Below are 24466 nucleotides of genomic sequence, written 5' to 3' on the forward strand. Positions count from 1 at the left end.
ATGGAGGGTAGGGCCGCAGTCCGGGGTACGCCCGCCGTCTCGTCACCCCAGCTGCGGCCATCTCTCTCGGGCCCCTGAGAGCCGCGCGAGACGATGGGAAGAAGAGGGTGCATCCATCATGCGAGTACAAGGTGCGAGGCGTGTCGCCGCGGCGTCCGCGGCCGGACTTCTGATGGCCGGCGGCGCTGCGATCGGCGCAGCAGGCACGGCCGCGGCGGCAGCCCCGGCCGTCCATACCCGGGTGGCCACCGACCAGTGCTTCGGCCATGACGACTGGCGCTGTTTCGGCCACGGCGGGTTCCGTTTCGACCACCGAGACTTCTGCTTCAACCACCCCCGGGCCTGTTTCGGCAACTTCGATCACCGATTCGATCACCGATTCAACAACCGGTTCGACAACGGCGTGGTCGTGATCGTGGTCGGCTAGCGGTCGTCGCAGGCGATCAAGGGCGCGCCCGCGGGCGCGCCCTCCCGCGCGTTCCCGCCGGGCTCCTGACGCTGTCGGGGCCGGCTACCCATGCCGATTGAGTACGCGTGCTCAGGCAGGCCCGCCGTGCCCGCTCATAGCGTCCACCCCATGCACACAGACCACGCTGCTCAAGGTCCAGTGCTCCGGGCGGGCATCACATCAGTGGCGTCCTGCCTGCCGGAGCTCCAGGTGACGTCGCAGCACTTGCAGGAGCAGATCTCCACGGCATCCGGGCTGCGGTGGCCGGCGCGGATGCTCGAACGGGTCACCGGGATCGTCTCGCGCCGGGCCGTGGCGGAGGGTGAGTACGCCTCGACGCTCGCGGTGCGGGCGGCGCGTACCGCGCTGGACCGGGCCGGGCTGGCCCCGTACGACGTGGATCTGCTGGTGTTCGCCTCCGCCACCCGGGACATGGTCGAACCGGCGACCGCCCACGTCGTCCAGGCCGAGCTCGGCTCCCGGGCGCACGCGCTGGACGTGACGAACGCGTGCAACAGCTTCGTCAACGGGATCGACGCGGCGCGGGCGATGATCCTGGCCGGCCGGGCCCGCCGGGCCCTGGTGGTCACCGGGGAAACCCCGAGCCGGGCGGTGCGGCACGCCCCGTCCGGCCCCGACCAGCTCCGGGACGGGTTCGCCGGCTACACCTTCGGTGACGCGGGAGCCGCGGTCGTGCTGGAGGCCGTGGACCAGGGCGGCATCCTCGACGTCGACACCGAGACGCACTCCGAGCACTGGCAGGTCGGCGGGATCTTCGGCGGCGGTTCGCGCCACCCGCGCGGCGACGAGCACACCTACTTCCGCGGCGACGGGGCCGAACTGCGCGAGGTCTTCGAGAAGATCGGCACGTCGGTGCTGGACCGGATGAGGCTGCGCACCGGCCTGGCCTGGACGGACTTCCGGTACGTCCTGGTGCACCAGGTCACGGTGCCGTACCTGGAGCGGTTCGTGGAGCTCACCGGCATACCCCGGGACCGGCTCGTCGTCACGGTTCCCGAGCTCGGCAACATGGCCAGCGCCACACTGGGCGTGCAGCTCGACCTCGTCCACCAGCAGCTGCTTCCCGGCGACCGGGTGCTGTTCGTGAGCCTGGGCGGGGGCGTCAGCATCATGACGATGGTGTGGGAGAAGGCGTGAGTGCCCTGTGGGTGGTGGTGCCCGCGCACCAGGAGGCCGCACGGATCGGCGCCACGCTGGACGCACTGGCCGTCCAGCAGGACCGTGACTTCACGCTCGTCGTCGTGGACAACGCCTCGACCGACGCCACGGCGGCGATCGCCCACGACTTCGCCCGCTGGGCGCCCTTCCCGGTCCACGTCCTCAACGAGCCGGAGAAGGGCGTCGGCTGTGCGGTGGACACCGGCTTCCGGTACGCCATCGGCAACGGCGCGACGATGCTGGCCCGCACCGACGCCGACTGCCTGCCGCGCCCCGGCTGGACGGCCGCCGCCCGCGCCGCCCTGGGGCAGGGTGCGGGCCTGGTGTGCGGCCGTATCGACGCCCGTCGCGACGAGCACGGGCCGCTGGGGCGTGCCGCCTTCCGCACCCTGGTGCGCGTCGCCGCGTTCTTCGGCCGGATCCGCCCCGCCCACTGGCGCCGCCACGGCTACCGCACGCCGTACCGGATGCACGCCGGCAACAACATGGCCGTCACGGCCGCCCTCTACGAAGCCGTCGGGGGCATGCCGCGCCGCCCCTCCCCCACCGACCGCCTCTTCCTCAACCGGGTGCGGCGCCGCACCACCGCCATCGTCCACGCCCGCGCCATGGTCGTGGAGAACTCCACGCGACGGCTGCGCGCCTACGGCCTGGCCGGCACGGCCCGCTGGTACCTCGACCGGGGCCCGGGCCGCCACACGGAGGACCCACGCTGATGCTCGACACACTCGCCCATGCCCTGCGCAAGCGCCCCGACCGGCCCGCCGTCCTCGGCACCACCCGGAGCGGAGCCGTACGGGTCAGGGCCACCTGCGGACAGCTGGCCGACCTCACCGACCGTTACGCCGCCGCCCTGCACGCTCGGGGCATCGCCCGCGGCAGCACCGTCGGCGTCGCGGTACGGCCCGGGCCGCGGGCTCTGGCCGTGCTGCTCGCCGTACACCGGCTCGGCGCGCGGGCCGCGGTGCTCGACCCCGGAGCGGGACCGGACGTGCTGCGTGCCCGGCTGGCGCTCGCCCGGCCCGCCGTCGTCCTCGCCGACGCCACCGCCCAGGCGGCCGCCGGGTGGGCCCGCCCGCTCGCCCGACGGGCGCAGCTGGCGTTGCCGGACCTCGCGACGCTGGGTCCGGTCGCCACGGTCGGACCCCAACTGCCCGGCTGCGCCCCCGCGTTGGACGCCGGCACCGGGTCGGTGGCCGTTCCGCGTCCGGTGGACGAGGACGACGACGCCGTCATCGTCTTCACCTCGGGCACCACGTCACGGCCCCGTGCGGTGGTGCACACCCGTTCCTCACTCGCCGCCGGCATGGCCACGGTGACCGGCCTGGTGCGGGCGGAGGCCGACCGGCCGGTCCTGGGCGGGACGTTCTTCGTCCTCGTGCCGTCCCTGGCGAGCGGCGCGCCCGTCGCACTGCCCGCCCGCTCACCGCGCGTCCTGGCCCGGCAGCTGCGCCGACTGGACCCGCAGGCCACCTATCTGACGCCACCGCAGCTGCGGACGCTGCTCGCGGCCGGGGCCCGGTTCGGCGGGCGGGTGTGGACGGGGTCGGCTCCGGCCAGTGCCGACCTGCTCACCCGCGTCAAGCAGGCGGGCGCGGAGCAGGCGTGGGGCGTGTACGCGCTGACCGAACTGTTTCCCGCCGCCGCGGTGGAACAGGCCGACAAGGCCGCTTTCACGGGCGAGGGCGATCTGGTGGGTGTCCCGCTGCCGGGGGTGACGGCCAGGACGGACGCCTCCGGGGAACTGCTGCTGTCCGGCCCGGCGGCCAGGGACCGCTACCTGGGCGAGGAACCCGACCCATGGGTGGGCACCGGTGACCGCGCCCACCTCGACGACAGCGGCCGGATCGTGCTGCGGGGCCGCCTGAAGGACATGGTCCTCAGGCACGCGGAGAACATCTACCCCGGCCTGTACGAGCCCGCGCTCCACGTACCCGGCGTCGAACTGGCCCTGCTGGTCGGGGTACCGGCCGGTGACGGCGACGAGCGTCTGGTCGCCGTCGTACAGCCGGGCCGGGGTGCCGACCGCGAGGCGCTGCGGGCCGCGCTGACCGGTCCGCTGGAGCGCATGGGCTCCGCGCGGCCGGATGCGGTACTGCTGGCCGACATCCCGCTGTCCGGACGCTCCCGCAAGCCGGACCGTGCCGCCACCGCGCGCCTGGCCGCGTCCCGCCTCGCGGAAAGGACCCCGGCATGAGCGCACCGCTGTGGGTGGTCGTCCCGGCCTACGACGAGGAGGCGGGGATCGGGGCCACCCTCGCCGCGCTCGCCGCGCAGACCGACACCGGCTTCTGCCTGGTCGTCGTCGACAACGCCTCCACGGACGGGACCGCCGAGGTCGTGCGCCGCTTCGCCGCCACCGCGCCCTTTCCCGTGCACCTCGTCCGTGAGGAGGAGCCGGGCACCGGGGCCGCCGCGGACACCGGATTCCGGTACGCCATCGGGCGGGGCGCCGCACTGCTGGCCCGGACCGACGCCGACTGTCTGCCCGCCGTGGACTGGATCGCGGCGGTGCGTACGGAGTTCGGGCGGGGCGCGGAGCTGGCCTGCGGCCGGAGCGTGCCACGCCGGGACGAGCACCCCTCGCTCGCCGAGCGGTACCTGCTGCCGGCGGTGATACGCGCGACCGCCCTGTACGGCCGGTTCCGCGAGGAGCACCGCCACCCGCGCTACCGCGCGCCCTACGTGCTGTGCCACGGCCACAACCTCGCCGTCACGGCCGCTCTGTACCTGCGCTGCGGGGGCGCGCCGCGCACCCCGCTGGAGGGACCGCCCGAGGACGTGGTCCTCCTCAACCGGGCGCGCCTGTCCAGCGAGCGGATCGTGCGGGCCGAGCGGATGGTGGTCCACACCAGTCTGCGCCGCCTGCGGGCATGGGGTGCGCGCCGGACCCTGCTGTGGTGCTGGGACCGGCGCTACCGCCCCGCCGACCCGAGAGAGGTGCACGTCCGATGACCGTCCCGTCCCTCCCGTCCGGTGTCCGGGCGGCGCGCCGCCGCGACCGGCGCGTCTACGTCCGCTCCCACCCGGTGCTGTTCGCCCTGCTCGCCGCCACCCGCCGCCGGACGGTGACCCGGCTCGCGGGAGCGGTGCTGGTGCACGGCAGCGATGCCTGCCGGCATGCCCTCACCCGGGTTCCGCTGGACCGCACCGCGGCCGGCACCACCGGCGGTGCCGCACGGGAGTTGTCCGCCGGCGGGACGCTGTTCGACCAGGAGGGCACCGGTCACCGCGCCACGCGCCGCGCGCTGGCCGACGGCCTGGGCGCGGCCGGGGTGGAACGGCTGCGCCCGCTGTGGCGGGAGGTCCTGACCCGGCGGCTCGCCCCGCTCGCCACCGGCGGGACCGTGGACCTCGTGCCACTGGCGCGCGAACTGGCCGGGGCCACCGTCTGTGCGCTGCTCGGTACGGGCGGGGACCCGGAGGGTGTCGCCGAGGCGGCCGCCCGCGCGGCTGCCGCCGCCGTACGCGACCACCTGCCCGGTCCCCGGCCGCCCGGCACGGCCCGGGCGGCGGCCGCGGCGACGGCGCGGCTGGAGGCCCTGCTCACGCCGGACAGCGCACCCGGCGGGGCCGGGACAGCGGCCTTGCACGCCATGCTCGCGGTGGCCGCCGTCAACACCACCGTGGCCGCCCTCCCGCGTGCCGCCGCCTGGTGTGCCGACGCCGGGTGGTGGGACCAGGCGGCCGACGACCGGCTGCGGCCGGCCCTGGTGGGCGAGCTGTTGCGGGTGATCGCTCCGTCGCCGCTGCTGCCGCGCGCGGCCGCGGCCGACGCCGTTCTCGACGGGTGCCCGGTACGGGCCGGGGACCGCCTGATCCTGGTGGCACGGCACGCGGCCCGGGCCCACACCGACCCCCCGAACGCCCGCACCCCCGCGCCGCCCGACGTGGCCCAGCTCGTCTTCGGCGCCGGAGCCCACGCCTGTCCCGGCGCGCGCCTGGCCCGCGCACAGCTCGACGACGCCCTCGCCGCACTCGCCCGCCACCGCCCCGGCGTCGTGCGGGCCCGGGTCGACCGGACCGCGGCCCTGCCCGGCTGGCGTTCCCTCACCGTCCGCTCCACGACCCGCCCTGCGGAGGCCCGATGACCACGATCGCCGTCACCGGGGCGAGCGGCTTCTGCGGCTCCCATGTCGCCGCGACGGCCGCCGCACGGGGTGCCGAGGTGCTGTGTGTGGGGCGCCGACCCGGCCCGGTCGGCCGGCACCTCCCGTGGGACGCCGCCCGCGAGGTGCCGGATCTCGCCGACGCGGACCTCGTGGTGCACTGCGCGGCGGCGGTCGGCGACCCGGTGCCGGGCTCCCCCGCCGAGGCCGCGATGGCCGCCGTCAACGTCGACGGCACCGCGCGCCTGCTGGGAGCGGCCGCCGGCCGACCGGTGGTCTGGGTGAGCAGCGCGAGTGTCTACGCGCCCGGCCCCGGCCGGGGCCGGATCACCGAGGACCACCCGGTGCGCGGCCAGTTGAACGCGTACGGCCGCACCAAGGCCGCCGGTGAGGCGCTGGCGCTCGCCGCCGGTGCCGTGGTGCTGCGCCCACGGGCGGTGTACGGCCCCGGCGATCCCCATCTGGTGCCACGGCTGGTGTCCCGTGTCCGCGGTGGGCTGCTCCTGCTGCCCGGTCCGAGCGTCCGTCTCAGTCTGACGGCCGTGGAGAACCTCACCGAGGCGTGCCTGGCCGCCGCCGGCTGGCCGCCGGGCGCCTACAACATCGCCGACCCCGTTCCGTACGACCGGGACCAGGCCGTAGGGGCAGTCCTCCGCGCCCACGGCATACGGGCGCGGATCCACCACATCCCCCCGAAGGCCGCCCGGGCCGCGGCGAACACCGCTCAGGTGCTGGCCCGACTGAGTCCGGGCACGGAACCCTTCCTCACCCGTTACGCCGTCGACCAGCTGGCCAACTCCGTTGTCCTGGACGTGTCCAAGGCGGAGTCCCAGGGGTGGACGGGTGGCCGTACCCTCGCCGACCACACGGCGGCGGCCTTGTCCGTGCCGGAGCGGGTCAGGGGAGCCGGGCGTTGAACACGGCGTTGCGGCTCAGCTGTCCGGCGCACCACCGGAAGTGTCCGTCGCCGTCGTCCAGGCCGAACAGATCGTAGGTGATGAGGGCGTACACGGCCTGGTAGACCGCAAGGGCGGCGGGCGGGTGGCCGAGTTCCCGGGCGAAGAGCCGGGTGAGTTCCGCCGTGTGCTCCTCGGCGTGCGGGCCGTACATGTCCTAGACGGCCGCGGTGACGGCCGCCTCGAAGGCCGGGTCGCCGGCGGTCGTGCAGAAGCCGAAGTCGAGTACGGCGACGGGCCGGCCGGCCGCGTCGGTGTGGATGTCGGGCGGGACGAGGTCACCGTGGATCGCCGTGACCGGAGCGTCGGCAAGCGCCGTCAGCGCGTTCAGCGTGCGTGCGGTGCCCGCGTCGAGGTCCGGCACGTGCACGGCCAGAGCGGCGCCGTGCCGGGCCACGGCCCGGGCGACGAGTGCGGCGAGCGCGTCCTGGAAGCGGTCGTGGCCCTGCCACAGCGGACGGTCGTCGCCCTGGACGGTGAGCCGGCGCATCGCGTCGGTGCCCGGGATCGAGGCGAGGCCGCGTAGGACGGCGAGCAACGCGTTCTCGTGGTGGACGGGCAGTTCGCGCGGGAAGCCCCCGTGGGCGGAGTCGCCCCGAGCGGCGCGCCGGGCAGCTCGCGCTCGTAGGTCACGACGACGCCCTCGTGCTCCTGGACCTCGAAGATCTCCGGTGTGGCGAAGGGCAGTCGGTGCTGTGCGAGGTCCGCGTACACCTGGCGGGTGAGTTCGGCCGGCCCACGCCCCGCCCACACCTTGGCCACCCGGCCGCCGCCCAGTGTGTAGACGGCGCCCTCGACGCCCGCGCCGATGCGGCGGGCTCCGGGATGTCCGCGGTCGGCGAAGTACCCGGGCCACGGGTCGACGGCCGGGGTCGCTGCGCGGTCGGGGGTCTCCATCCCCTCATCAGACACCGTCCGACCGCCGCCGTACCCTCAGGCGCCGACCGTGCCGTCCACGCCCTCGCGGAGGAAGTCCGCGTGGCCGTTGTGGCGGCCGTACTCCAGGATCATGTGGAGCATCACCATCCGCAGGGAGACGTCCTCTTCCCAGCGCGGCTGGTACCCGGCGAGGTCCAGGGACTCCGCCTCGCGCTCGATGCGGCGCGAGTGCTCGACCTCGGCCTCCCACACCGCGAACGCCTCCTCGGCGCTCGCGTCCGTGGTGTCGTACGCGGCCTGGAAGTCGAACTCTTTCTCCGACCAGACCATCGGAGCGGCGTTGTCGTCGAACACCCGGCGGAACCAGGCGCGTTCGACCTCGGCCATATGGCGCACCAGCGCGAGCAGGGAGAGGGTCGACGGCGGGCTCGACCGCTCCTTGAGCTGCTCCTCCGTCAGGCCCTCGCACTTCATCGCCAGTGTCGCCCGGTGGAACTCCAGGAACCCCCGCAGCGTCTCGCGCTCCGTGCCGAAGAGAGGCGGGCCAATGCGTTCGACGGTCACGGTGAGTTCCTCTCGGGACGGGCTAGGAGCGTCGAACGTACCCCGCCCCTGCGGCCGCCGGGAATCCGGGGGTGTGGTGGAGTGGGCGCCATGACCGACATCGAGACGATCACGGTGCCGAGCCGGCTGCGGGGGTACCCCGGGGTGGCGTTCGGCGGATACGTGGCGGGCGTGCTGGCCGGGCGGGCGGCGGCCAAGACCGTACGGGTGGACTTCCGCCGGCCGACCCCGGTGGACGTACCGGTGGCGCTCGCGGAGACCGCCGGCGGCGGGGCCGTACTGACCGGTGCGGACGGCGTGCTCGCGGTGGCCGTGCCCGACGAGCTGGACCTCGAAGCCCCCGAACCGCCCTCGTGGGCCGAGGCGTCGGCGGCGGCCGAGGCGTACCGCGCGGCTCCGCCGGCGGGAGCCGTGGACTGCTTCGGGTGCGGACTGGACCGCACCCCCGACACCGGGCTGCGCCTGCACTGCGGGGCCGTGCCGGGACGGGATCTGGTGGCCGCCGCGTGGACGGCCGGGTCCGCGCTCGCCGACGCCGACGGGATGCTGCCGGCGGAGCTCGTGTGGGGAGCGCTCGACTGCCCCGGCAGCGCGGCGGGGCGGCTGCGGGGGAGCATGCGGGAGGGGGCGATGACGGCCTCGCTCACGGCTCGGCTGCTCCAGCCGGTGCCTGTCTCCTCGCGCCTGGTGTCGTACGCGTGGGTCCGCTCGGTGGACGGGCGCAAGCACCGGGTCGGTGCCGCCCTGGCCACCGCGCGGGGCGACTTGTGCGCGGTCGCCTCGGCACTGTGGGTGGACCCCCGATGACGCCCCCGACGCTCGGCCGCACCCGCTGATCGCAGCGGCGGGCGGCCGGCGTGGGCCACCCCGCCTCCGACGGCACGGGGTCCCTGCCACCCCTCCTCCCCACGCCTGCGGCGACGGCCTCCCCGCAGCGGTGTTATCAAGGGTGTATGGAGGTATTTTCCGGGCGACATCGGAGCCCGGAACGTCATCCGCCCGCCGCCGGACGCTCCCGCCCACGCCAGGCTTCCCTGCTGGACCTGCGCAGTGCGGCCGGTCAGGTGTTCCTTCTCCAGGTCGTCATCGTCGTCCTGCTGGTCGTGGCGGCGGTGACGGCCACGGTGTTCCAGACGGCGCGTGACGCACTGGAGCGGGGCCGTCGCGACTCGGTCGTCGCGGCCCAGTCCTTCGCGAGTGCGCCGGGCACGGCCGAGGCGCTGCAGAGCGCGGACCCGACGGCCGTGCTCCAGCCCAAGGCCGAGACGGCGCGCAAGCGTACGGGCGTGGACTTCGTCATCGTCATGGACACGAAAGGGACCCGTTACACGTATCCCTACCCGCGGGAGATCGGGAAGAAGTTCGTCGGCACCATCGAACCGGCGCTGAAGGGCCGTACCGTCGTCGAACAGGCCGGTGGGCCGCCCCTGCCCGCGGGCAGGGGGACCGACGTGCAGGCGGTGGTCCCGGTGACCGACGCGCACGGCAAGGTGGTGGGCCTGGTCTCGGCCGGGGTCACGGTCAAGAACGTGGCGGCGCTGTGGATCCCGCAGCTGCCGATCATCCTCGGCAGCGGCGCGGCCGCGCTGGCCCTGGCCGTGACGGGAACGTCGCTGGTGTCCCGGCGGCTGCGCCGGCAGACGCACGGTCTGGCCCCGGCGGAGCTGGCGCAGCTGTACGAGCACCACGACGCGGTGCTGCACTCGGTGCGGGAAGGAGTGCTGATCACCGCCGCCGACGGACGACTGCTGCTGGCCAACGACGAGGCGATCCGGCTGCTCGACCTGCCGGCGGACGCGCGGGGGCGCCCGGCGGGGGAGCTGGGGCTGCCGGAGCCGATCACGGAGCTGCTGACGTCGCCGGAGACGGTCACCGATGAGCTGCATCGGGCCGGGGACCGGTTGCTTGCGGTGAACAAGCGGCCGACGTACCCCGACTCCGAACGGGGCGGCAGCGTGGTGACCCTCAGGGACACCACGGAGCTGGCGGCGGTCTCGGGGCGGGCCGCGTTCGCACGGGAGCGGCTGGAGCTGCTGTACCAGGCCGGGGTGGGGATCGGCACCACGCTGGACGTGGAGCGTACGGCCCAGGAGCTGGCCGACGTGGCGGCGCCCCGGTTCGCCGATCTCGTGACGGTGGACCTGCTCGACGCGGTCCTGCGGGGGTGGGAGCCCACGGCGGAGGGCTGGCGGCAGCTGCGCCGGGCGGCGATCGGCGGCGAACAGCAGATGATGCCGGTGTATCCGCTGGGCGAAGTGATCACGTTCTCGGAGCGCACCCCGCAGATGCGGACGCTGCAGGAGCGACGGGGCTTGCTGGAGGCGGACCTGCGGCAGGCGCACGGCTGGCGGGAACAGGACCCGGAGCGCGCCAGGATGGCCCTGGAGTGCGGATTGCGGTCGCTGGTGACCGTGCCGCTGCGGGCGCGGAACGTACCGCTGGGCGTGGTGAACTTCTACCGGACGGTGGACTCCCCGGCGTTCGAGTCGGAGGATCTCGCCTTCGCGGAGGAACTGGCCGCGCGGGCGGCGGTGGCCATCGACAACGCCAGGAGGTTCACCCGCGAGCACGCGATGGCGGTGACGCTGCAGCGCAGCCTGCTGCCCCGGGGGCAGCCGGACCAGGACGCCCTGGAGGTGGCCTGGCGGTACCTGCCCGCGGAGGCGGGGGTGGGCGGGGACTGGTTCGACATCATCCCGCTTCCGGGCGCCCGGGTGGCCCTGGTGATGGGTGACGTCGTCGGTCGCGGGCTGCACGCGGCCGCGACCATGGGCCGGCTGCGCACCGCGGTGCACAACTTCGCCACCCTGGACCTGCCCGTGGACGAGGTGCTCGGGAACCTGGACGACCTGGTCGTCCGCATGGACAACGAGGACGACGCGGGTGATGTCGCGAAAGGCCACGAGGGGGAGGGCGTGACGGGAGCGACTTGTCTGTACGCGGTCTACGACCCGGTGTCGGGGACCTGCACGATGGCCCGGGCGGGACACCCGGAACCGGTGGTGGTGGACCCGGACGGGACGGTCACCTGTCCCGGCGTACCGCCCTCGGCACCGCTCGGCCTGGGCGGCTACCCGTTCGAGACCACCGAGCTGTCCCTGCCGGAGGGCTCCCAGCTGGTGCTGTACACCGACGGCCTCGTGGAGAACCGGAGCCACGACATCGACGTCGGGATGGAGGGACTGCGCCAAGCGTTGCGCGGATCCGGGGGCCGCACTCCGGACGAGACGTGCCAGGCGGTCATCGACGCGCTGAAGCCGTCATCCTCCCGCGACGACATCGCCCTGCTCACGGCACGCACCCGGAAGTTCCCGTCCTCGCACGTGGCCGAGTGGGACGTGCCGCCGGATCCGGCGCTGGTTCCCTCGGTACGGGCGCGCTGCAGGGAGACGCTGCGGGAGTGGGGGCTGGAGGAGACCGGGTTCGCCACGGAACTGATCGTCAGCGAGTTGGTCACGAACGCCATCCGGTACGGCCTGCCGCCGGTCCGGGTGCGGCTGCTGTACGGACGCTGTCTGATCTGCGAGGTGTCGGACGGCAGCGGCACCTCGCCGCGGCTGCGGCGGGCTGCGACCACGGACGAGGGCGGGCGGGGGCTGTTCCTGGTGGCGCAGTTCGCCCAGCGGTGGGGAACGCGGTACACGACCCGCGGCAAGGTCATCTGGGCGGAACAGCTGCTCGGCGACGGCGCGTCCGCCGCCCTGGGCCACGCACCGGTGGACTTCCTTCTCGACCAGTTCGACGACCCCGGCGCATGAGCCCGCGTGGCCCCACGCGCCGCGGCCGTCGCGCACCGTGCGGCGCTCAGCGCCTCGCAGGTCTCCCTCAGGGCCGGGCGCGGGCCAGGAGGAGGGCGACGTCGTCGCCGGCGGGGGGCCGGAGCGTCTCCAGCACCCGGTCGCACGTTTCTGCCAGGTCCTGGCCGGCCGTCGTGGTCAGGGCGTCGCGGAGGATGGCGAGGCGGGCGTCGATCGGGTCGCCACGTGTCTCGACGAGGCCGTCGATGTACAGCGCGAGCTGGTCGCCGGGGCGGAAGGCGAAGACGGTGGTCTCGAAGGCGCATCCGCCGACGCCCAGGGGCACGCCGGAGGGGACGTCGAGCAGCTCGGCCGGCCGGACCGTACCAGGGCGGGCGGCAGATGACCGGCCACGCTGATGCGGCACTCGCCCCGCTCGGGGTCGTACCGGCAGTAGACGCAGGTGGCGATGGTGTGCTCGACGTCCTCGGTCAGCCGGTCGAGGTGGCGCAGGACCTCCGCCGGGTCGAGGTCCAGCTCGGCGAAGGCACGGGTGGCACTGCGCAGTTGGCCCATGCTGGCGGCGGCGTCGATGCCGCTGCCCATCACGTCCCCGACCACCAGCGCCGCCTTGCCGCCCGGCAGGCGCATGGCGTCGAACCAGTCGCCGCCGATCTCTGTGACGGCTCCGGCCGGCCGGTAGCGGCAGGCGATCTCCAGTCCGGCCAGGCGGGACGGCAGCTCGGGGAGCAGACGGCGCTGGAGGGTGAGGGCGGTGTCGCGCACGCTCTGGTACCAGCGGGCGTTGTCGATGCAGGTGGCGGCGCGGCCGGCCAGCTCGCAGGCGAGGAGCGTGTCGTCCTCGTCGAAGGACGCGGGTGTGTGGACGCGTTCGAGGCTGAGCGCGCCCAGGACCTCTCCGCGGGCCAGAAGCGGCACCGCCAGGTAGGAGTGCACACCGGTCGCCTCCAGCAGGGACGCGGCCTCGCTGGTGCGGGCGATGTGCCGGAGGTCCCCGCGGGTGGTCTCGGCCACCAGCACCGGCCGGCGGGTGCGCACGCACCGGGTGATCAGACGGTCGCTGTCGTAGGTGGCGAGTCCTCCGGGCACGTCGGCGGCCGCCCGTGCCGCTGCGCAGGCGGGTGTCGCGGCGACGGCGGCGACACGGAATCGGGCGGGGCCGGTGTGCGAGGGGGTGCTTCCCCGCAGAACGCTGTCGAGCACGTGGACCGCGGTCACGTCGGCCAGGTCCGGTACGACGACGCCGGCCAGCTCGTGCGCCGTCCGCTCCACGTCGAGAGTCGTACCGACGGAGGCGGAGGCGTGGGCGATCAGGGCCAGGCGGTTGCGGGCGCGGGTCACGGCCTGGGTGGCCTCGTGGCGTTCGCTAATGTCGATGACGGAGGTGGCCAGGCCGATCACCCGGCCGGTGGCGTCGTCCAGCCGGTGGTACGACACGGACCAGGCGCGCTCGTGGTCCGGATCGGCACCGGTGCGGACGACGACGTACCGGTCGGACACCGGCTGCCCGGTCTTCAGGGCCTCGCGCATCCGGGCTTCGACGGCCTCGGCGTCCAGGAAGGTGAGGACCTCGCGGACGCCCCGGCCCAGATGTTCGGCGGCCGAGCGGCCGTGGATGCGTTCCAGCGCCGGGTTCACGGTCACGTAGCGCAGGTCGGGATCGAGGATGGCCAGGCCGATCGGGGACTGGGAGACCAGGCGTGCGGAGAGGGCGACGCCCCGCTCGACCCGTGCCACCGTCGCCTGGTCCACGGCCAGGCCCAGGGCGTAGGTGTCCCCGAGGTCGTCGAGCAGCCGCATGTTGCGGAACTCCACCAGCCGTGTGCTGCCGTCCTTGTGCCGGACCGGAAAGGCTCCGGCCCAGTCGGCGCCGGACTCCATGGTCTGGGCGAACAGCGCGACCACCCGGTCCCAGTTCTCCTCGTGGACCAGCAGGCGCGCCGCGAACCGGCCCAGCGCCTCCTGCGCGCTGTAGCCGAACAGTTCCTCCGCCTGGGGGCTCCAGAAGACCACGCGCCCGTGTGTGTCGAGGACCACCGCGGCGACGCTCAGCAGGTCGAGCAGGCCGGTGGGCGACGAGCCGGTACCGGGCGCGGGCCGGCCCGGGGCGCCGGATCGTGAGGGGCCCGCCCTGCCCATAGGCCGTTCTCCTCTCCCACGCGGTGGGAGCGCGCGCCGCGTCGGCGCCTCACCGCCTTCCTCCTTCATAGTCACCGCGTTCAAAGCGGCCTGCCTCCCGGACCGCGATCTCGCCGCTGCCGGGCTCCGGTGGGCCGACGACCGGCTCGGCGGCCCGCTCCCCCGCGCGGGCGCCGAGCGGACCCGGCGCCTCTCGACGGCCCCGGACCTTCAGAGCGCGAGCGTCACCGCGGCGGCGGCGCCGCCGAGGCCGAGGGCGACGGCTGCCTCCTTCCAGCCGCCCCCGCCCCAGCGGAAGAAGTGGTCGGCGGCCAGTCGGCCGGGGCCGATGGCGGCGACGGCCAGGGCGACGATGGCGATGCACACGCTGTATTCCACGCCGCCGTCCGCATCCCACAGGCCGTGGGCGCCGGTGACCGTGGCCATCGCATTGATCATGACGCCGATCAGGGCGGCGGCCGCCAGCGGCGTCAGCAGTCCGAGGGCCAGGCCGAGACCGCCGAGCAGCTCGGACAGCCCTCCGATGGCGGCGAAGAGCTTTCCCGGGTGGTACCCGAGGGCCGCGAACCCCTTGCCGGTCGCGGTCAGGCCCGGGCCCCCGAAGAACCCGAAGACCTTCTGAGCCCCATGGGCGGCCATCAGCAGACCGAAGGTCAGCCTGATGAGCAGCAGGCCCACGTCGGCGGCCGTGGCCAGGGGGGCGGTGGTGGGATGCGCTACCGGTTCCGTGGAACGAGCAGAACGGTTCAGGATGCGCTTGGTGAACATGGCGATGCTCCGGTCGGAACGCCGGGTCGGGCGTTTCCCCCAGCTCGGACGGATGCCGAGCAACCGGTGACGAGCGGTCCCCGCGCAGCGGCGCGGAGCGTGCTCCCCCCACGATCCTTGCGCCGGGGACGGGGTCGTGCATCCGGGCGGCGAGGGCTCACGGGGGCGTACGTCCGGGCGGCGAGGGCTCACGGGGGCGTGCGGACGGTGACGCGTCAGTGGTCCTGGGCCGTCCGGTCGTCACGGTCGGGGTCGCTCGGGCCCAGCCGCACGCAGCACTCCCCGGGCTCCGGGGCGAGGACGGCGTCGACTCCGCTGACCTCAAGGCCGTGGAGGCAGCCGCTGAGGAAGGCCTGGTTCATACCGCACACCAGGTCGGGGGCCTTCGCGGCCGGCGGGTGGAAGGGACAGTTGCGCAGCCGCAGGTGCGTGGGGCCTTCCCGGACCGGTTCGGAGCCGTGGTGATCCAGCAGCCGCTCGCACGCGGTCAGCCCGGGCTCGGGGCCCAGCCGGCCCGGGCGGGTCTCGTCCCGCGCGGCCTCGCCCATCTGCCGGCCCCGCTGTTCGGCGGTCCGCATGGCCGCCCGCGTGGCGCGTTCGCCGGCGCCCTCGTCAGGACGGCGTCCAGCAGGAGGCCGGCCCGCAGGCCACCGGCTCCAGCACCATGACCTCCACCCTGCTCGGCCTGCTGCGGTCCGACGCCCGCTCCCGGAGCGAGTTCCTGGCCCTGACCGGCGTGGCCTCATGACCACGGCCCGCGGGCGGGCCCGGGGGCGCGAGGGGCCGGCCCGGCCATCCGCTACAGCACGCCCAGCGCGGGGACGGCGACGTTGAGGGGCCCGAAGCCGATGGGGTCGGCGGGGCCGCCCAGGACCCCGCCCGCGGACGACCTGTCAGGGTTGTCGCCGGTGAGCGGTGCCGGGATGCGCGCAGGCGCGGCAGCCGGGCCACCGACCGGCGCGGAGCCGGCACGCGCGGCGGCCGCCGACACGTCGGCCGGACAGACGCCGAGGCCGGCGACGGCAAGAAGCGTGACGGCCGCGATACGCAGAGACTTGGTCATGTCCATCCTTCGAGGCGTTTCGTTCTCCTGGCACGACACCCACCGATCCGAGGCGAGGGTCGCCGTGTCAACGCCCGGCCGGTCCGCAGGTGACGCCCGACTCGTACACCCGGGGCACCCGGCCAGAGTCCGTACGGATGCCGGGCGCCGCTCCCTGGGGGCGCCTGCCTTGCCGCTGCCGGGCGCCCGGCGCAGGCTGGTCCTATGAGCGCTCAGGACGGCCCCACGCTCATCACGTCCGTGCAGCGGGCCTTCCGGTTGCTGGAGGCGGTGAGCGCGCACGAGAACGGCGCGCCGGCGAAGCAGCTGGCACGCGAGACCGGGCTGCCCCTGGCCACCGCCTACCATCTGCTGCGCACCCTGGTGCACGACGGATACGTGCGGAAACTGGACGACGGCGGCTTCGTGCTGGGCGACCGGCTGAACTCCCTGCACACGGCCGGCCACACACAGACGCTGCTCAGCCGCGTCCGCCCGACGCTCGCCGCCCTGCGCGACGAGCTGTCCAGCGCCTGCTACCTCACGTTCTACGAGGACGGCGAGATCAGGGTCGCCGAGATCGTCGACGGGCCCCGTACGCCCCGGGTGGACCTGTGGGTGGGGTTCGAGGACGCCGGGCACGCCACCGCCCTGGGTAAATCCGTGCTGCGCGAGCTGGACGAGGACGCCCGCCGGGACTATCTGGCCAGGCACCACCTCCCCGACCTCACGCCACGGACGATCACCAGCCTCCCGGAGCTGCTGCGCAGGATCGCATCACCCCAGATGGCACCGGTCGTCACGGACCTGGAGGAGTACGCACTCGGCACGGTGTGCGTCGCCGTGCCGGTCTACCGCGGCGGCACGCCGGGCTCGCTCGGCGTCTCCGTGCCCGTGGAGCGGCAGACGCAGCTCCAGCGGATCGGGGCACGCCTGCTCCCCATCGCGGGCCGGGTGACCAGAAGTCTCTCGCTCACTATCTGAAAATCCGCTCCTTGTGACAGCCGCACCCAGCCCGTTTCCTTGAACGAAAGGGACATTCCGGGTGTGCACCCCGTACAGGCAAGGAGTGCGGACAAGACATGAGTCAGGCCGGACACCATGGCGACGAGCAGGAGCCGAGGAGGCCGTTCAGGAACCGCGCGGCGGACGCTGCGGCGTCGGTCCGCCGGCATGCCGCCCGACAGCTGGCCCGCAGGACGCCGGTGCTGCCGGTGCTGGTACTCGCCGTCGTCGTCCTCGTGGACCTCGCCGGAGGGGCCGGCCTGATCTGGCTGCCGCTGCTGGCGGCCGGGCCCGCACTGGCCCCCGCGACCAACGGGCCGCGCGGTGTGCTGTGCGCAGGTCTCCTCGCCGCGGCGCTGGGCGCGGCGCTGGGCATCGGGCACGGTGTCCCGCCGGGCGAGCTGACGGCCGTGCTGTGCGCCCTGCTGGCCGTCACGGCCGCCAGCGGGCTGGCCAGCGCGCTGGGTGGCCGGCGTGAGCGGGTCCTCGCGGCCGTCCGCTCGGTGGCCGAGGCGGCCCAGCACGCGGTGCTTCCGCCCGTCCCGGAGGCCGTGGGCCCGTTCCGGGTGGCCGTGCGTTACAGCGCCGCGGCGGCCGAGGCCCGGATCGGCGGGGATCTCTACGCCCTGGTGCCCACCCCGCACGGGGTGCGGCTGATCGTCGGCGACGTACGCGGCAAGGGGCTGCCGGCCGTGGGCACCGCCGCACTGGTGCTCGGTGTGTTCCGCGAGGCAGCCCACGACGAGCCCGATCTGCTGGCCGTCGTCGGCCGGATCGAGCGGAGCCTCGCCCGCAACCTCGGCCCCGACGACTTCGTCACCGCCGTGATCGCCGGATGCCCCCGGTCCGGACATCTGGAGGTCGTCAACTGCGGTCACGCCCCTCCGCTGCTGATCTCCGCGTCCGGCGACGTCAGGGCGGTGGAGCCCGCCCGCCCCACGCCCCCACTGGGGCTGCGCGCGCTCTCGGGCCAGGCCCCTCACCTGCAGCGCCTGCCCTTCGGGGTGGGAGAACAGCTGCTGCTGTACACCGACGGGGTCACCGAGGCCCGCGACCACGCGCGCGAGTTCTATCCGCTGGCCGAGGGGGTGGCCCGGCATGTCTCCGACGAGCCGGCCCGTACGCTCACCGCGCTCCACCACGAGCTGCTGGCGCATGTGGGCGGCCGGCTGCACGACGACGCGGCGCTGCTCCTGCTCCGCAGGCACACCACGGACGACGCGCAGGCCCCCCTGCCGTCCCGGGCCGAGGCCGCGCTCTAGACGTATTGATCACGAGCGTTGTCAACGCCGGTCGGGCTTGATCATGGCGAAGACCTCCGGTGTGGTGGAGCTGTCTAGGAACGCACCGCACGGAGGTCTTCGTGTCCCACCGTACTGCCCGGAACGCACCGCAGCCCTGGCAGACTTCCTGCACACCTGCAACCACCACCGTTGCCACACCGCACTCGGCGGCCACCCACCGATCAGCCGCGTGAACAACGCTTCAGGTCAATACAACTAGAGCGCGACGATCTCGGCCCAGCGGGTGATCCCGCCGGTGTGGACGCGTATGCCGTGCCGGGTCGCCAGGGCGTGGACGATCGTCTCGCCCCGACCGTGCTCGTCCGGGTCGACCCCGGCGACCGACCGGCCCATCGGGAGCGCGGGTCCCGCGTCGGTGATCTCGACGCACAGCGTCCGCGCGCCGTCGCGGGGCAGCCACGACAACCGGAGTACGGCCGGCGGGCAGGCATGGATGATCGCGTTGGTGACCAGCTCCGACACCACGAGCAGCGAGTCCTCGACCAGGTCCGCGGACACCCTCCAGTCCGCCAGGACCGCCGCGACACGGCGACGTACGGCCGAGACGGCGCCGGCGACGGGGGGCACCGGACACACATGTTCGTAGGCCGCCCGGATGAGCGTGTTGAGCTGAGCCGTCATGGTCTCTCCCGATGGTGTGTGCTGCCGGTCCGGCGCCGCGTCTCGCAATTCCGGCCTCGTAGCACGCTATGAAGACAAATCAGGCGCGTCAATGAACAGCGGTCGGCATTACCGAACGCCGATCTTCCCCTGCGACCACCGAGTGCCGTCCCGCCCGCGCGGCGAAGCGTCCACAGCGGTAATAGGCTCGCCTCATGGCCGGCCCAGTCCAGTCGATCGAACGGGCGGCGGCGATCCTGCGTCTGCTCGCCGGCGGGCCCCGCCGACTCGGCCTCGGCGAGGTGGCGGCCTCGCTCGGGCTGGCGAAGGGCACCGCCCACGGCATTCTGCGCACACTCCAGCACGTGGACTTCGTGGAGCAGGACGCGGCGACCGGGAAGTACCAGCTCGGAGCCGCCCTGCTGCACCTCGGCACCAGCTACCTGGACGTCAACGAGCTCCGCTCGCGCTCCCTGAACTGGGCCGACGCCCTCGCCGCCCGCAGCGGGGAGGCCGTACGCCTGGGCACCCCCCTGGAGGGCAGCGTGCTCATCGTCCACCATGTGTTCCGGCCGGACGACACCTTCCAGACGCTGGACGTGGGTTCGCTGCTGCCCCTGCACGCCTCCTCGCTCGGCAAGGTCCTGCTGGCCTTCGGGACCGCGACGCCCGAGAACGCCGACCAGCCGGGACTGGAGGCCTACACCCGCCACACGCTGATCGATCGCGAGCAGCTCGCCCGGGCGCTCGGTGAGGTGCGGGAACTCGGCTGGGCCGCCGAGATCCAGGAGATGAGCATGGGCGAGGCCGGGCTCGCCGCGCCGATCCGGGGCCACGGCGGCCTCGTCGTCGGTGCTATCGGGCTGTCCGGGCCGGTGGAACGGATCTGCGACAGCCACGGCGAGCCCCGCCCGAGTCTGATCACCCTGATCCGGGAAGCCGCGCGCGCGATCTCCAGAGACCTGGGAGCCGCCCGCTGGTAGGCCCGGACAGCCGCCCCTCGATCCGTCGGAAGGCAGACCCGATCATGGCTGAACGGTATGTAATGTCCATCGATCAGGGCACCAACTCGACCCGATGCATTCTGTTCGACCACCGCGGGCGGCTGGTCTCGGTCGCGCAGAAGGAGCACCAGCAGCACTTCCCCCGGCCCGGTTGGGTCGAGCACGACGCGGTCGAGATCTGGCAGAACCTCCGACGGGTCGTGCCCGAGGCCCTGTCCGACGCCGGTGTCGGCACCGGACAGGTCGCCGCCGTCGGCCTGGCCAACCAGCGCGAGACGACGGTTCTCTGGGACCGGCGGACCGGCGCCCCGCTGGGCCGGGCGATCGTGTGGCAGGACACCCGCACGGCGCCGCTCGTCGAGGACCTCAGAAGGAACCCGGGCGAGGAGTTCTTCCTGCAGCGGTGTTCGCTGCCCCCCTCGACGTACTTCTCGGCGCTGCGGATCCGCTGGCTGTTCGACCACGTCAAGGATCTGCGGCAACGCGCCGTCGACGGCGAGGTGCTCTTCGGGACGATGGAGACCTGGCTGATCTGGAACCTCACCGGGGGCGCCGACGGCGGCCTGCACATCACCGACGCCACCAACGCCAGCCGCACGATGCTGATGAACATCCGCACGCTCACCTGGGACGAGGACCTGCTGTCCTTCTTCGGGGTCCCCCGCTCGATGCTGCCCGAGATCAGGCCCTCGGCCGAGAGGTACGGCGACGCCCGCGCGCTGCTCCCCGGCGTCGCCATCACGGCCGCGCTCGGCGACCAGCAGGCCGCTCTGTTCGGCCAGACCTGCTTCTCCCCGGGTGAAGCGAAGTGCACCTACGGGACGGGGAGCTTCCTGCTGCTGAACACCGGCGGCGACGTCGTACGGTCCCGGCACGGGCTCCTCACCACCGTCGCCTACAAGATCGGGGACCAGCGGCCGGCCTACGCCCTGGAGGGGTCCATAGCCGTCACCGGCGCACTCGTCCAGTGGTTCCGTGACCGGCTGGGCCTGATCAGCAGCGCCCCGGAGATCGAGACCCTCGCACGGACGGTCGAGGACAACGGCGGCTGCTACATCGTCCCCGCGTTCTCGGGGCTCTTCGCGCCCCGCTGGCGCAGCGACGCACGCGGGGTCATCGTCGGCCTCACCTCGTACATCACCAAGGGGCATCTGGCGCGTGCCGTCCTGGAGGCCACCGGGTGGCAGACGCGGGAGGTCGTCGACGCCATGAACGCCGATTCCTCGGTGCCCCTCCAGCAGCTCAAGGTGGACGGGGGCATGACCGCGGACAACCTGCTCATGCAGTTCGTGGCCGACGTCCTCGACGTGCCCGTCGTACGGCCCCTGGTCGCCGAGACGGTCTCCCTGGGCGCCGCCTACGCGGCCGGCCTCGCGGACGGCTACTGGCCGGACCTGGAAGTGCTGCGCCGCAACTGGCACCGGGCGGCGCAATGGCTGCCCGCCATGGATCCCGCGCTGCGGGAGTCGGAGTACGAGAACTGGCAGCGGGCGGTCGAACGGTCCCTGGGGTGGGCCAGACCCTCGCGATCCGCCGAGTCGGGCCCGCCCTGAGGCCGTTCGCCCGCGCAACTCCCGCTGTCGGCCGGGCTCCGGTCGTGAAGTGATGTGTTTCACGCCTTACTTCAGGCGGAACTTGCACAGCTGGTGTGGCTATGTGATCAAATCTACCGATGCGTACCCCCCACACAACGACGCATCACGCTGCTCAGTCGGACGGGCCTCCCCCGCAACAGGTTCCATCCCGCCGGAATCCGTACGACGAACTGGCCTTGCTGGCGGACGATCCGCTCGACGAATTCCTCACCGAGGACGGCACGCCGGCCCGGCTGGAGGACGAGGCCGAGGAGCCCTGGGCACCCCCCAACCACCGGCGCGGCAGCCGCCGTCGCAACCGCGCCACCGGTCTGCCCACCGTGGCCCGCTTCCTCGTCTGGGTTCTTACCCTCGCCTGCCTCGTCACCCTGGCCGACCGCTGGGCGTTGCTGTACGCCGAGCACAAGGCCTCCGAACAGCTGAAGGACAAGCTGCATCTCGCCGCCGCCCCCGAGGTACGGATCGGCGGCTTTCCCTTTCTCACGCAACTGGCCGCCCGGCGCCTGGACTCGGTCCAGGTCACCGTCCCCGACATCCCGGCGCACCGGGTCACGCTCACCCAGGTCACCGCCACCGCACACGACATACGCATCGACGGCGACGGACCCACCACGGTGCGCGGCGCGCTCGTCCGGCAGCTGCACGGCCAGGTCCTGCTGTCCTTCGCCGACATGAACCGCGAACTCGGCGCCTCCCAGGTGGCTTTCACGGCTCAGGGGCCGGACCGCGTCCGGGCCCACGGCACCCTGCGCATGGCGGGCCGTGAGCTGAGCGTCCGGGCCGACGCCCGTATCCGGCGCGACGGGGACCGCGGCATCGCCACCTCCGTGGACGGCATCCGGCTCGACATCGACGACCTCGCGACCTACCGGCCCGGCACCGGGCCGACCGAGGGTCTCCACCTGACCCCCGCCGCGGCACGCCGTCTCACCGGGCAGGCGGAGAAGATCAGGGCTCTCCTGGCGCTCCCCGAGATCGTGCACCGCCTGGGCGTCCCCGACAGCGCGGTGCGCGCCGCGCTCCACGACGAGGACAAGCTCCACCGACTCACCGGCGCACCGCGCTTCCTGCACCAGTTGACCCGCGTGAACCTGGTGGACGCGGCACTCGCCCATCCGGCGCTCCTCGAACGGCTGGGCCTGGACCCGTCGCTGCTCACCGCACTGACCAAGCTCACCCGTCCCCAGATCGCCGACCGCTTCTCCTTCGCCGTTCAGCTCCCGAAGCCCCCCGGGGGCACCATGCGCCTGCAGGGGGTGACGGTGGCCAAGGACGGCATCCACGCCGACGTGTCGGGGGCGGGACTGCTCGTGGGACACCCCCGGTGAGGGTGTAGCAGCCACCCTTTTCCCAACGCGCGGCAACGGCCGCGGAACGCCCAGGTGTGGGAAGTCACGGCTTGGCCAAGCCCTTCCGGCGCGTTGGTCACCTGTTCACCGCACCTCCCTGATGCGCCCCGCCCTGACGGGCGAAGGATGAGCGGCGGCCCGCCTTCTCGCCGGGCCGGCCGTCACTCCGAGAGCTTCACCGCTCAAGAAGGGGCCATCATGGCCGAGTTGACACGCCGCAGACTTCTGGGTGCGGCCGCGGGCGCGCTGGGCGGCACCGCGGCCCTCTCCCTCCTCCCCCCGAGCGTGCAGCGGGCGGTCGCCGCCGGGCCGCCCCGGCACGGCTCGCTGCGCGACATCGAGCACGTCGTCATGCTGATGCAGGAGAACCGGTCGTTCGACCACTACTTCGGCACCCTGTCCGGTGTCCGCGGCTTCGACGACCCGCACGCCCTCCGGCTCGACAACGGCCGTTCCGTCTTCCACCAGCCCGACACCGCGAACCCGAAGGGCTATCTGCTGCCCTTCCACCTCGACACCCGCACATCCAGCGCCCAGGCCATCCCGTCCACCAGCCACGCCTGGTCCGTGCAGCACCAGGCCTGGAACGGCGGCAGGATGGACCGGTGGCTGCCCGCCCACCGCAGGGCCGACGGCGTCAACGGCCCGTATGTGATGGGCTATTACACGCGCGAGGACATCCCGTTCCAGTTCGCGCTCGCCGAGACCTTCACCGTCTGCGACCACTACTACTGCTCGGTGTTCGGCCCCACCTGGCCCAACCGCCTGATGTGGATGACCGGCACGATCGACCCGGGCGGCACCAGGGGCGGCCCGGTCATCAGCAACGTCGCGCCCACGCCGTACCGCTGGACGACGTACGCCGAACGGCTCCAGGCGGCCGGGATCAGCTGGAAGGTGTACCAGCAGGACGACGACTACGGCTGCAACATGCTGGAGCAGTTCGCCGCCTTCAGGAACGCGTGGCCCGGCTCCGACCTGTACGAGCGGGGCGTGCGCCCGCAGCCCGAGGGCACCTTCGAGGACGACGCCCGGGGCGACCGCCTCCCCGCCGTGAGCTGGATCATGCCGACGAGCCACCAGTCGGAGCACCCCGACCACCTCCCGGCGGCCGGCGCCGACTTCGTGGCCTCGAAGATCGAGGCGATCGCGGCGAACCCGAAGGTGTGGCGCAAGACCGCCTTCATCCTCAACTACGACGAGAACGACGGCCTGTTCGACCACGTGCCCCCGCCCATCCCGCCCGTGGGCACGCCGAACGAGTACGTCCAGGGTCTGCCGATCGGTGGCGGCTTCCGCGTCCCGGCCGTCATCGTCTCCCCCTGGACCGCCGGTGGCTGGGTCGCCTCGGAGGCCTTCGACCACACCTCGGCCCTGCGCTTCCTGGAACGGTTCACCGGGGTGGCGGAGCCGAACATCAGCGAGTGGCGGCGTGCCACCTTCGGCGACCTCACGACCGCCTTCCGCTTCCGCGACGCCCGCCCCCGCCCGCCCCGGCTCCCCGAGGACACCGCGCGGCAGCTGGAGAGGGCCAGAAGGGAGGTGGCGACGCTCCCGAAGCCGACGCTCCCGGGAGCGGACCAGACCTTCCCGCGCCAGGAGAGGGGCCGCCGTCCGCACGTGTGAGGCACCGCGCTGCGCGGCCGGGGGCCGGCGAAGGCCGGAGGGCGGACGGGCGCGCGGCGCCGCGTCGGCTCGGCAACGATCCGACCGCCACGGCCACCGGCCGCTTCCGCCCGCCGGGCGCCGCCCGGGGCGGCTGAGGAA

22 protein-coding genes and 2 pseudogenes are annotated in these 24466 nt (G+C 73.7%); 16 read left to right on the forward strand and 8 right to left on the reverse strand.

Going from position 1 to position 24466, the window contains the following annotated elements:
- The first annotated feature begins 172 nt into the window (after positions 1-172).
- The 7 genes from IO33_RS0116790 to IO33_RS0116820 all read left to right on the forward strand — a co-directional run bounded on the left by IO33_RS0116790 (position 173) and on the right by IO33_RS0116820 (position 6653).
- Positions 173-427: a hypothetical protein gene (locus IO33_RS0116790; RefSeq protein ID WP_051926810.1), complete on the forward strand. Its 255-nt coding sequence runs from the start codon at positions 173-175 to the stop codon at positions 425-427.
- 231 nt (positions 428-658) lie between these two features.
- Complete coding sequence (locus IO33_RS0116795; RefSeq protein WP_245235814.1) at positions 659-1606, forward strand: 3-oxoacyl-ACP synthase III family protein; 948 nt, start codon at positions 659-661, stop codon at positions 1604-1606.
- Positions 1603-2343 (forward strand): glycosyltransferase family A protein, encoded by a 741-nt coding sequence (locus IO33_RS0116800; protein WP_245235815.1) that lies wholly within the window; start codon positions 1603-1605, stop codon positions 2341-2343. The genes IO33_RS0116795 and IO33_RS0116800 overlap by 4 nt, the downstream gene beginning before the upstream one ends.
- Entirely contained in the window at positions 2343-3824 is a 1482-nt protein-coding gene (locus IO33_RS0116805) for a class I adenylate-forming enzyme family protein (protein WP_037685536.1), read from the forward strand. Before IO33_RS0116800 ends, IO33_RS0116805 begins: the two co-directional genes overlap by 1 nt.
- On the forward strand, positions 3821-4582 hold the full coding sequence (locus tag IO33_RS0116810; RefSeq protein WP_031165515.1) for a glycosyltransferase family 2 protein: 762 nt from the start codon (positions 3821-3823) through the stop codon (positions 4580-4582). Before IO33_RS0116805 ends, IO33_RS0116810 begins: the two co-directional genes overlap by 4 nt.
- Positions 4579-5718 carry a cytochrome P450 gene (locus tag IO33_RS0116815; protein WP_037685537.1) on the forward strand — a complete coding sequence of 380 codons (1140 nt, stop codon included), beginning with the start codon at positions 4579-4581 and terminating at the stop codon, positions 5716-5718. The genes IO33_RS0116810 and IO33_RS0116815 overlap by 4 nt, the downstream gene beginning before the upstream one ends.
- Positions 5715-6653, forward strand: a complete 939-nt coding sequence (locus IO33_RS0116820; protein WP_031165518.1) for an NAD-dependent epimerase/dehydratase family protein — start codon at positions 5715-5717, stop codon at positions 6651-6653. The genes IO33_RS0116815 and IO33_RS0116820 overlap by 4 nt, the downstream gene beginning before the upstream one ends.
- Here the strand turns inward: IO33_RS0116820 and IO33_RS52485 are convergent.
- The 3 genes from IO33_RS52485 to IO33_RS0116830 form a co-directional block, all read right to left on the reverse strand.
- The gene (locus tag IO33_RS52485; RefSeq protein WP_245235816.1) at positions 6634-6846 is read right to left on the reverse strand and encodes a hypothetical protein; all 213 of its coding nucleotides are present in this window, start codon (positions 6844-6846) and stop codon (positions 6634-6636) included. The genes IO33_RS0116820 and IO33_RS52485 overlap by 20 nt on opposite strands.
- 3 nt (positions 6847-6849) lie before the next feature.
- Positions 6850-7230, reverse strand: coding sequence for a phosphotransferase (locus IO33_RS52490; RefSeq protein ID WP_245235817.1), 381 nt, complete (start codon positions 7228-7230; stop codon positions 6850-6852).
- Positions 7231-7625: 395 nt separating this feature from the next.
- Positions 7626-8135: a DinB family protein gene (locus IO33_RS0116830; protein WP_031165520.1), complete on the reverse strand. Its 510-nt coding sequence runs from the start codon at positions 8133-8135 to the stop codon at positions 7626-7628.
- Between the two features lie 90 nt (positions 8136-8225).
- Here IO33_RS0116830 and IO33_RS0116835 point away from each other — a divergent pair, with 90 nt between their 5' ends.
- Together IO33_RS0116835 and IO33_RS0116840 are read left to right on the forward strand one after the other, a co-directional pair.
- A complete protein-coding gene (locus IO33_RS0116835; protein ID WP_031165522.1) occupies positions 8226-8942 on the forward strand; it encodes a hotdog fold domain-containing protein in 717 nt (238 codons plus the stop codon).
- Positions 8943-9088: 146 nt separating this feature from the next.
- Positions 9089-11893 carry a SpoIIE family protein phosphatase gene (locus IO33_RS0116840; protein ID WP_051926812.1) on the forward strand — a complete coding sequence of 935 codons (2805 nt, stop codon included), beginning with the start codon at positions 9089-9091 and terminating at the stop codon, positions 11891-11893.
- Positions 11894-11960: 67 nt separating this feature from the next.
- Here the strand turns inward: IO33_RS0116840 and IO33_RS44225 are convergent.
- From IO33_RS44225 to IO33_RS0116865, 4 genes and pseudogenes are all read right to left on the reverse strand, one after another.
- Positions 11961-14032: pseudogene (locus IO33_RS44225) on the reverse strand (SpoIIE family protein phosphatase).
- Positions 14033-14242: 210 nt separating this feature from the next.
- Positions 14243-14800 carry a DoxX family protein gene (locus IO33_RS0116850; RefSeq protein WP_031165526.1) on the reverse strand — a complete coding sequence of 186 codons (558 nt, stop codon included), beginning with the start codon at positions 14798-14800 and terminating at the stop codon, positions 14243-14245.
- A 215-nt stretch (positions 14801-15015) separates the two neighbouring features.
- Positions 15016-15378, reverse strand: coding sequence for a helix-turn-helix domain-containing protein (locus IO33_RS44230; protein WP_245235818.1), 363 nt, complete (start codon positions 15376-15378; stop codon positions 15016-15018).
- Between the two features lie 221 nt (positions 15379-15599).
- Positions 15600-15863: a hypothetical protein gene (locus IO33_RS0116865; RefSeq protein ID WP_157857868.1), complete on the reverse strand. Its 264-nt coding sequence runs from the start codon at positions 15861-15863 to the stop codon at positions 15600-15602.
- 204 nt (positions 15864-16067) lie between these two features.
- Here IO33_RS0116865 and IO33_RS0116870 point away from each other — a divergent pair, with 204 nt between their 5' ends.
- From IO33_RS0116870 to IO33_RS54085, 3 genes and pseudogenes are all read left to right on the forward strand, one after another.
- Positions 16068-16826 (forward strand): IclR family transcriptional regulator, encoded by a 759-nt coding sequence (locus IO33_RS0116870; protein WP_031165530.1) that lies wholly within the window; start codon positions 16068-16070, stop codon positions 16824-16826.
- A 98-nt stretch (positions 16827-16924) separates the two neighbouring features.
- Positions 16925-18109 carry a PP2C family protein-serine/threonine phosphatase gene (locus IO33_RS0116875; protein ID WP_209438867.1) on the forward strand — a complete coding sequence of 395 codons (1185 nt, stop codon included), beginning with the start codon at positions 16925-16927 and terminating at the stop codon, positions 18107-18109.
- Positions 18110-18230: 121 nt separating this feature from the next.
- Positions 18231-18350: pseudogene (locus tag IO33_RS54085) on the forward strand (IS481 family transposase); the annotation flags it as partial.
- Here the strand turns inward: IO33_RS54085 and IO33_RS0116880 are convergent.
- Positions 18347-18772: an ATP-binding protein gene (locus IO33_RS0116880; RefSeq protein WP_031165534.1), complete on the reverse strand. Its 426-nt coding sequence runs from the start codon at positions 18770-18772 to the stop codon at positions 18347-18349. The pseudogene IO33_RS54085 and the gene IO33_RS0116880 sit on opposite strands and share 4 nt — an antisense overlap.
- A gap of 194 nt (positions 18773-18966) precedes the next feature.
- Between IO33_RS0116880 and IO33_RS0116885 the strand changes: the two genes are divergently transcribed.
- From IO33_RS0116885 to IO33_RS0116900, 4 genes are all read left to right on the forward strand, one after another.
- Entirely contained in the window at positions 18967-19734 is a 768-nt protein-coding gene (locus tag IO33_RS0116885) for an IclR family transcriptional regulator (RefSeq protein WP_031165536.1), read from the forward strand.
- 44 nt (positions 19735-19778) lie between these two features.
- The gene (gene glpK / locus IO33_RS0116890; protein ID WP_031165538.1) at positions 19779-21308 is read left to right on the forward strand and encodes a glycerol kinase GlpK; all 1530 of its coding nucleotides are present in this window, start codon (positions 19779-19781) and stop codon (positions 21306-21308) included.
- A 218-nt stretch (positions 21309-21526) separates the two neighbouring features.
- A complete protein-coding gene (locus IO33_RS0116895; RefSeq protein WP_245235820.1) occupies positions 21527-22678 on the forward strand; it encodes an LmeA family phospholipid-binding protein in 1152 nt (383 codons plus the stop codon).
- Between the two features lie 219 nt (positions 22679-22897).
- Positions 22898-24325, forward strand: coding sequence for an alkaline phosphatase family protein (locus IO33_RS0116900; RefSeq protein WP_031165542.1), 1428 nt, complete (start codon positions 22898-22900; stop codon positions 24323-24325).
- Positions 24326-24466 lie beyond the last annotated feature (141 nt).

Origin of the sequence: Streptomyces durhamensis, from assembly GCF_000725475.1 — a bacterium.
GTDB classification, from domain to species: domain Bacteria; phylum Actinomycetota; class Actinomycetes; order Streptomycetales; family Streptomycetaceae; genus Streptomyces; species Streptomyces filipinensis.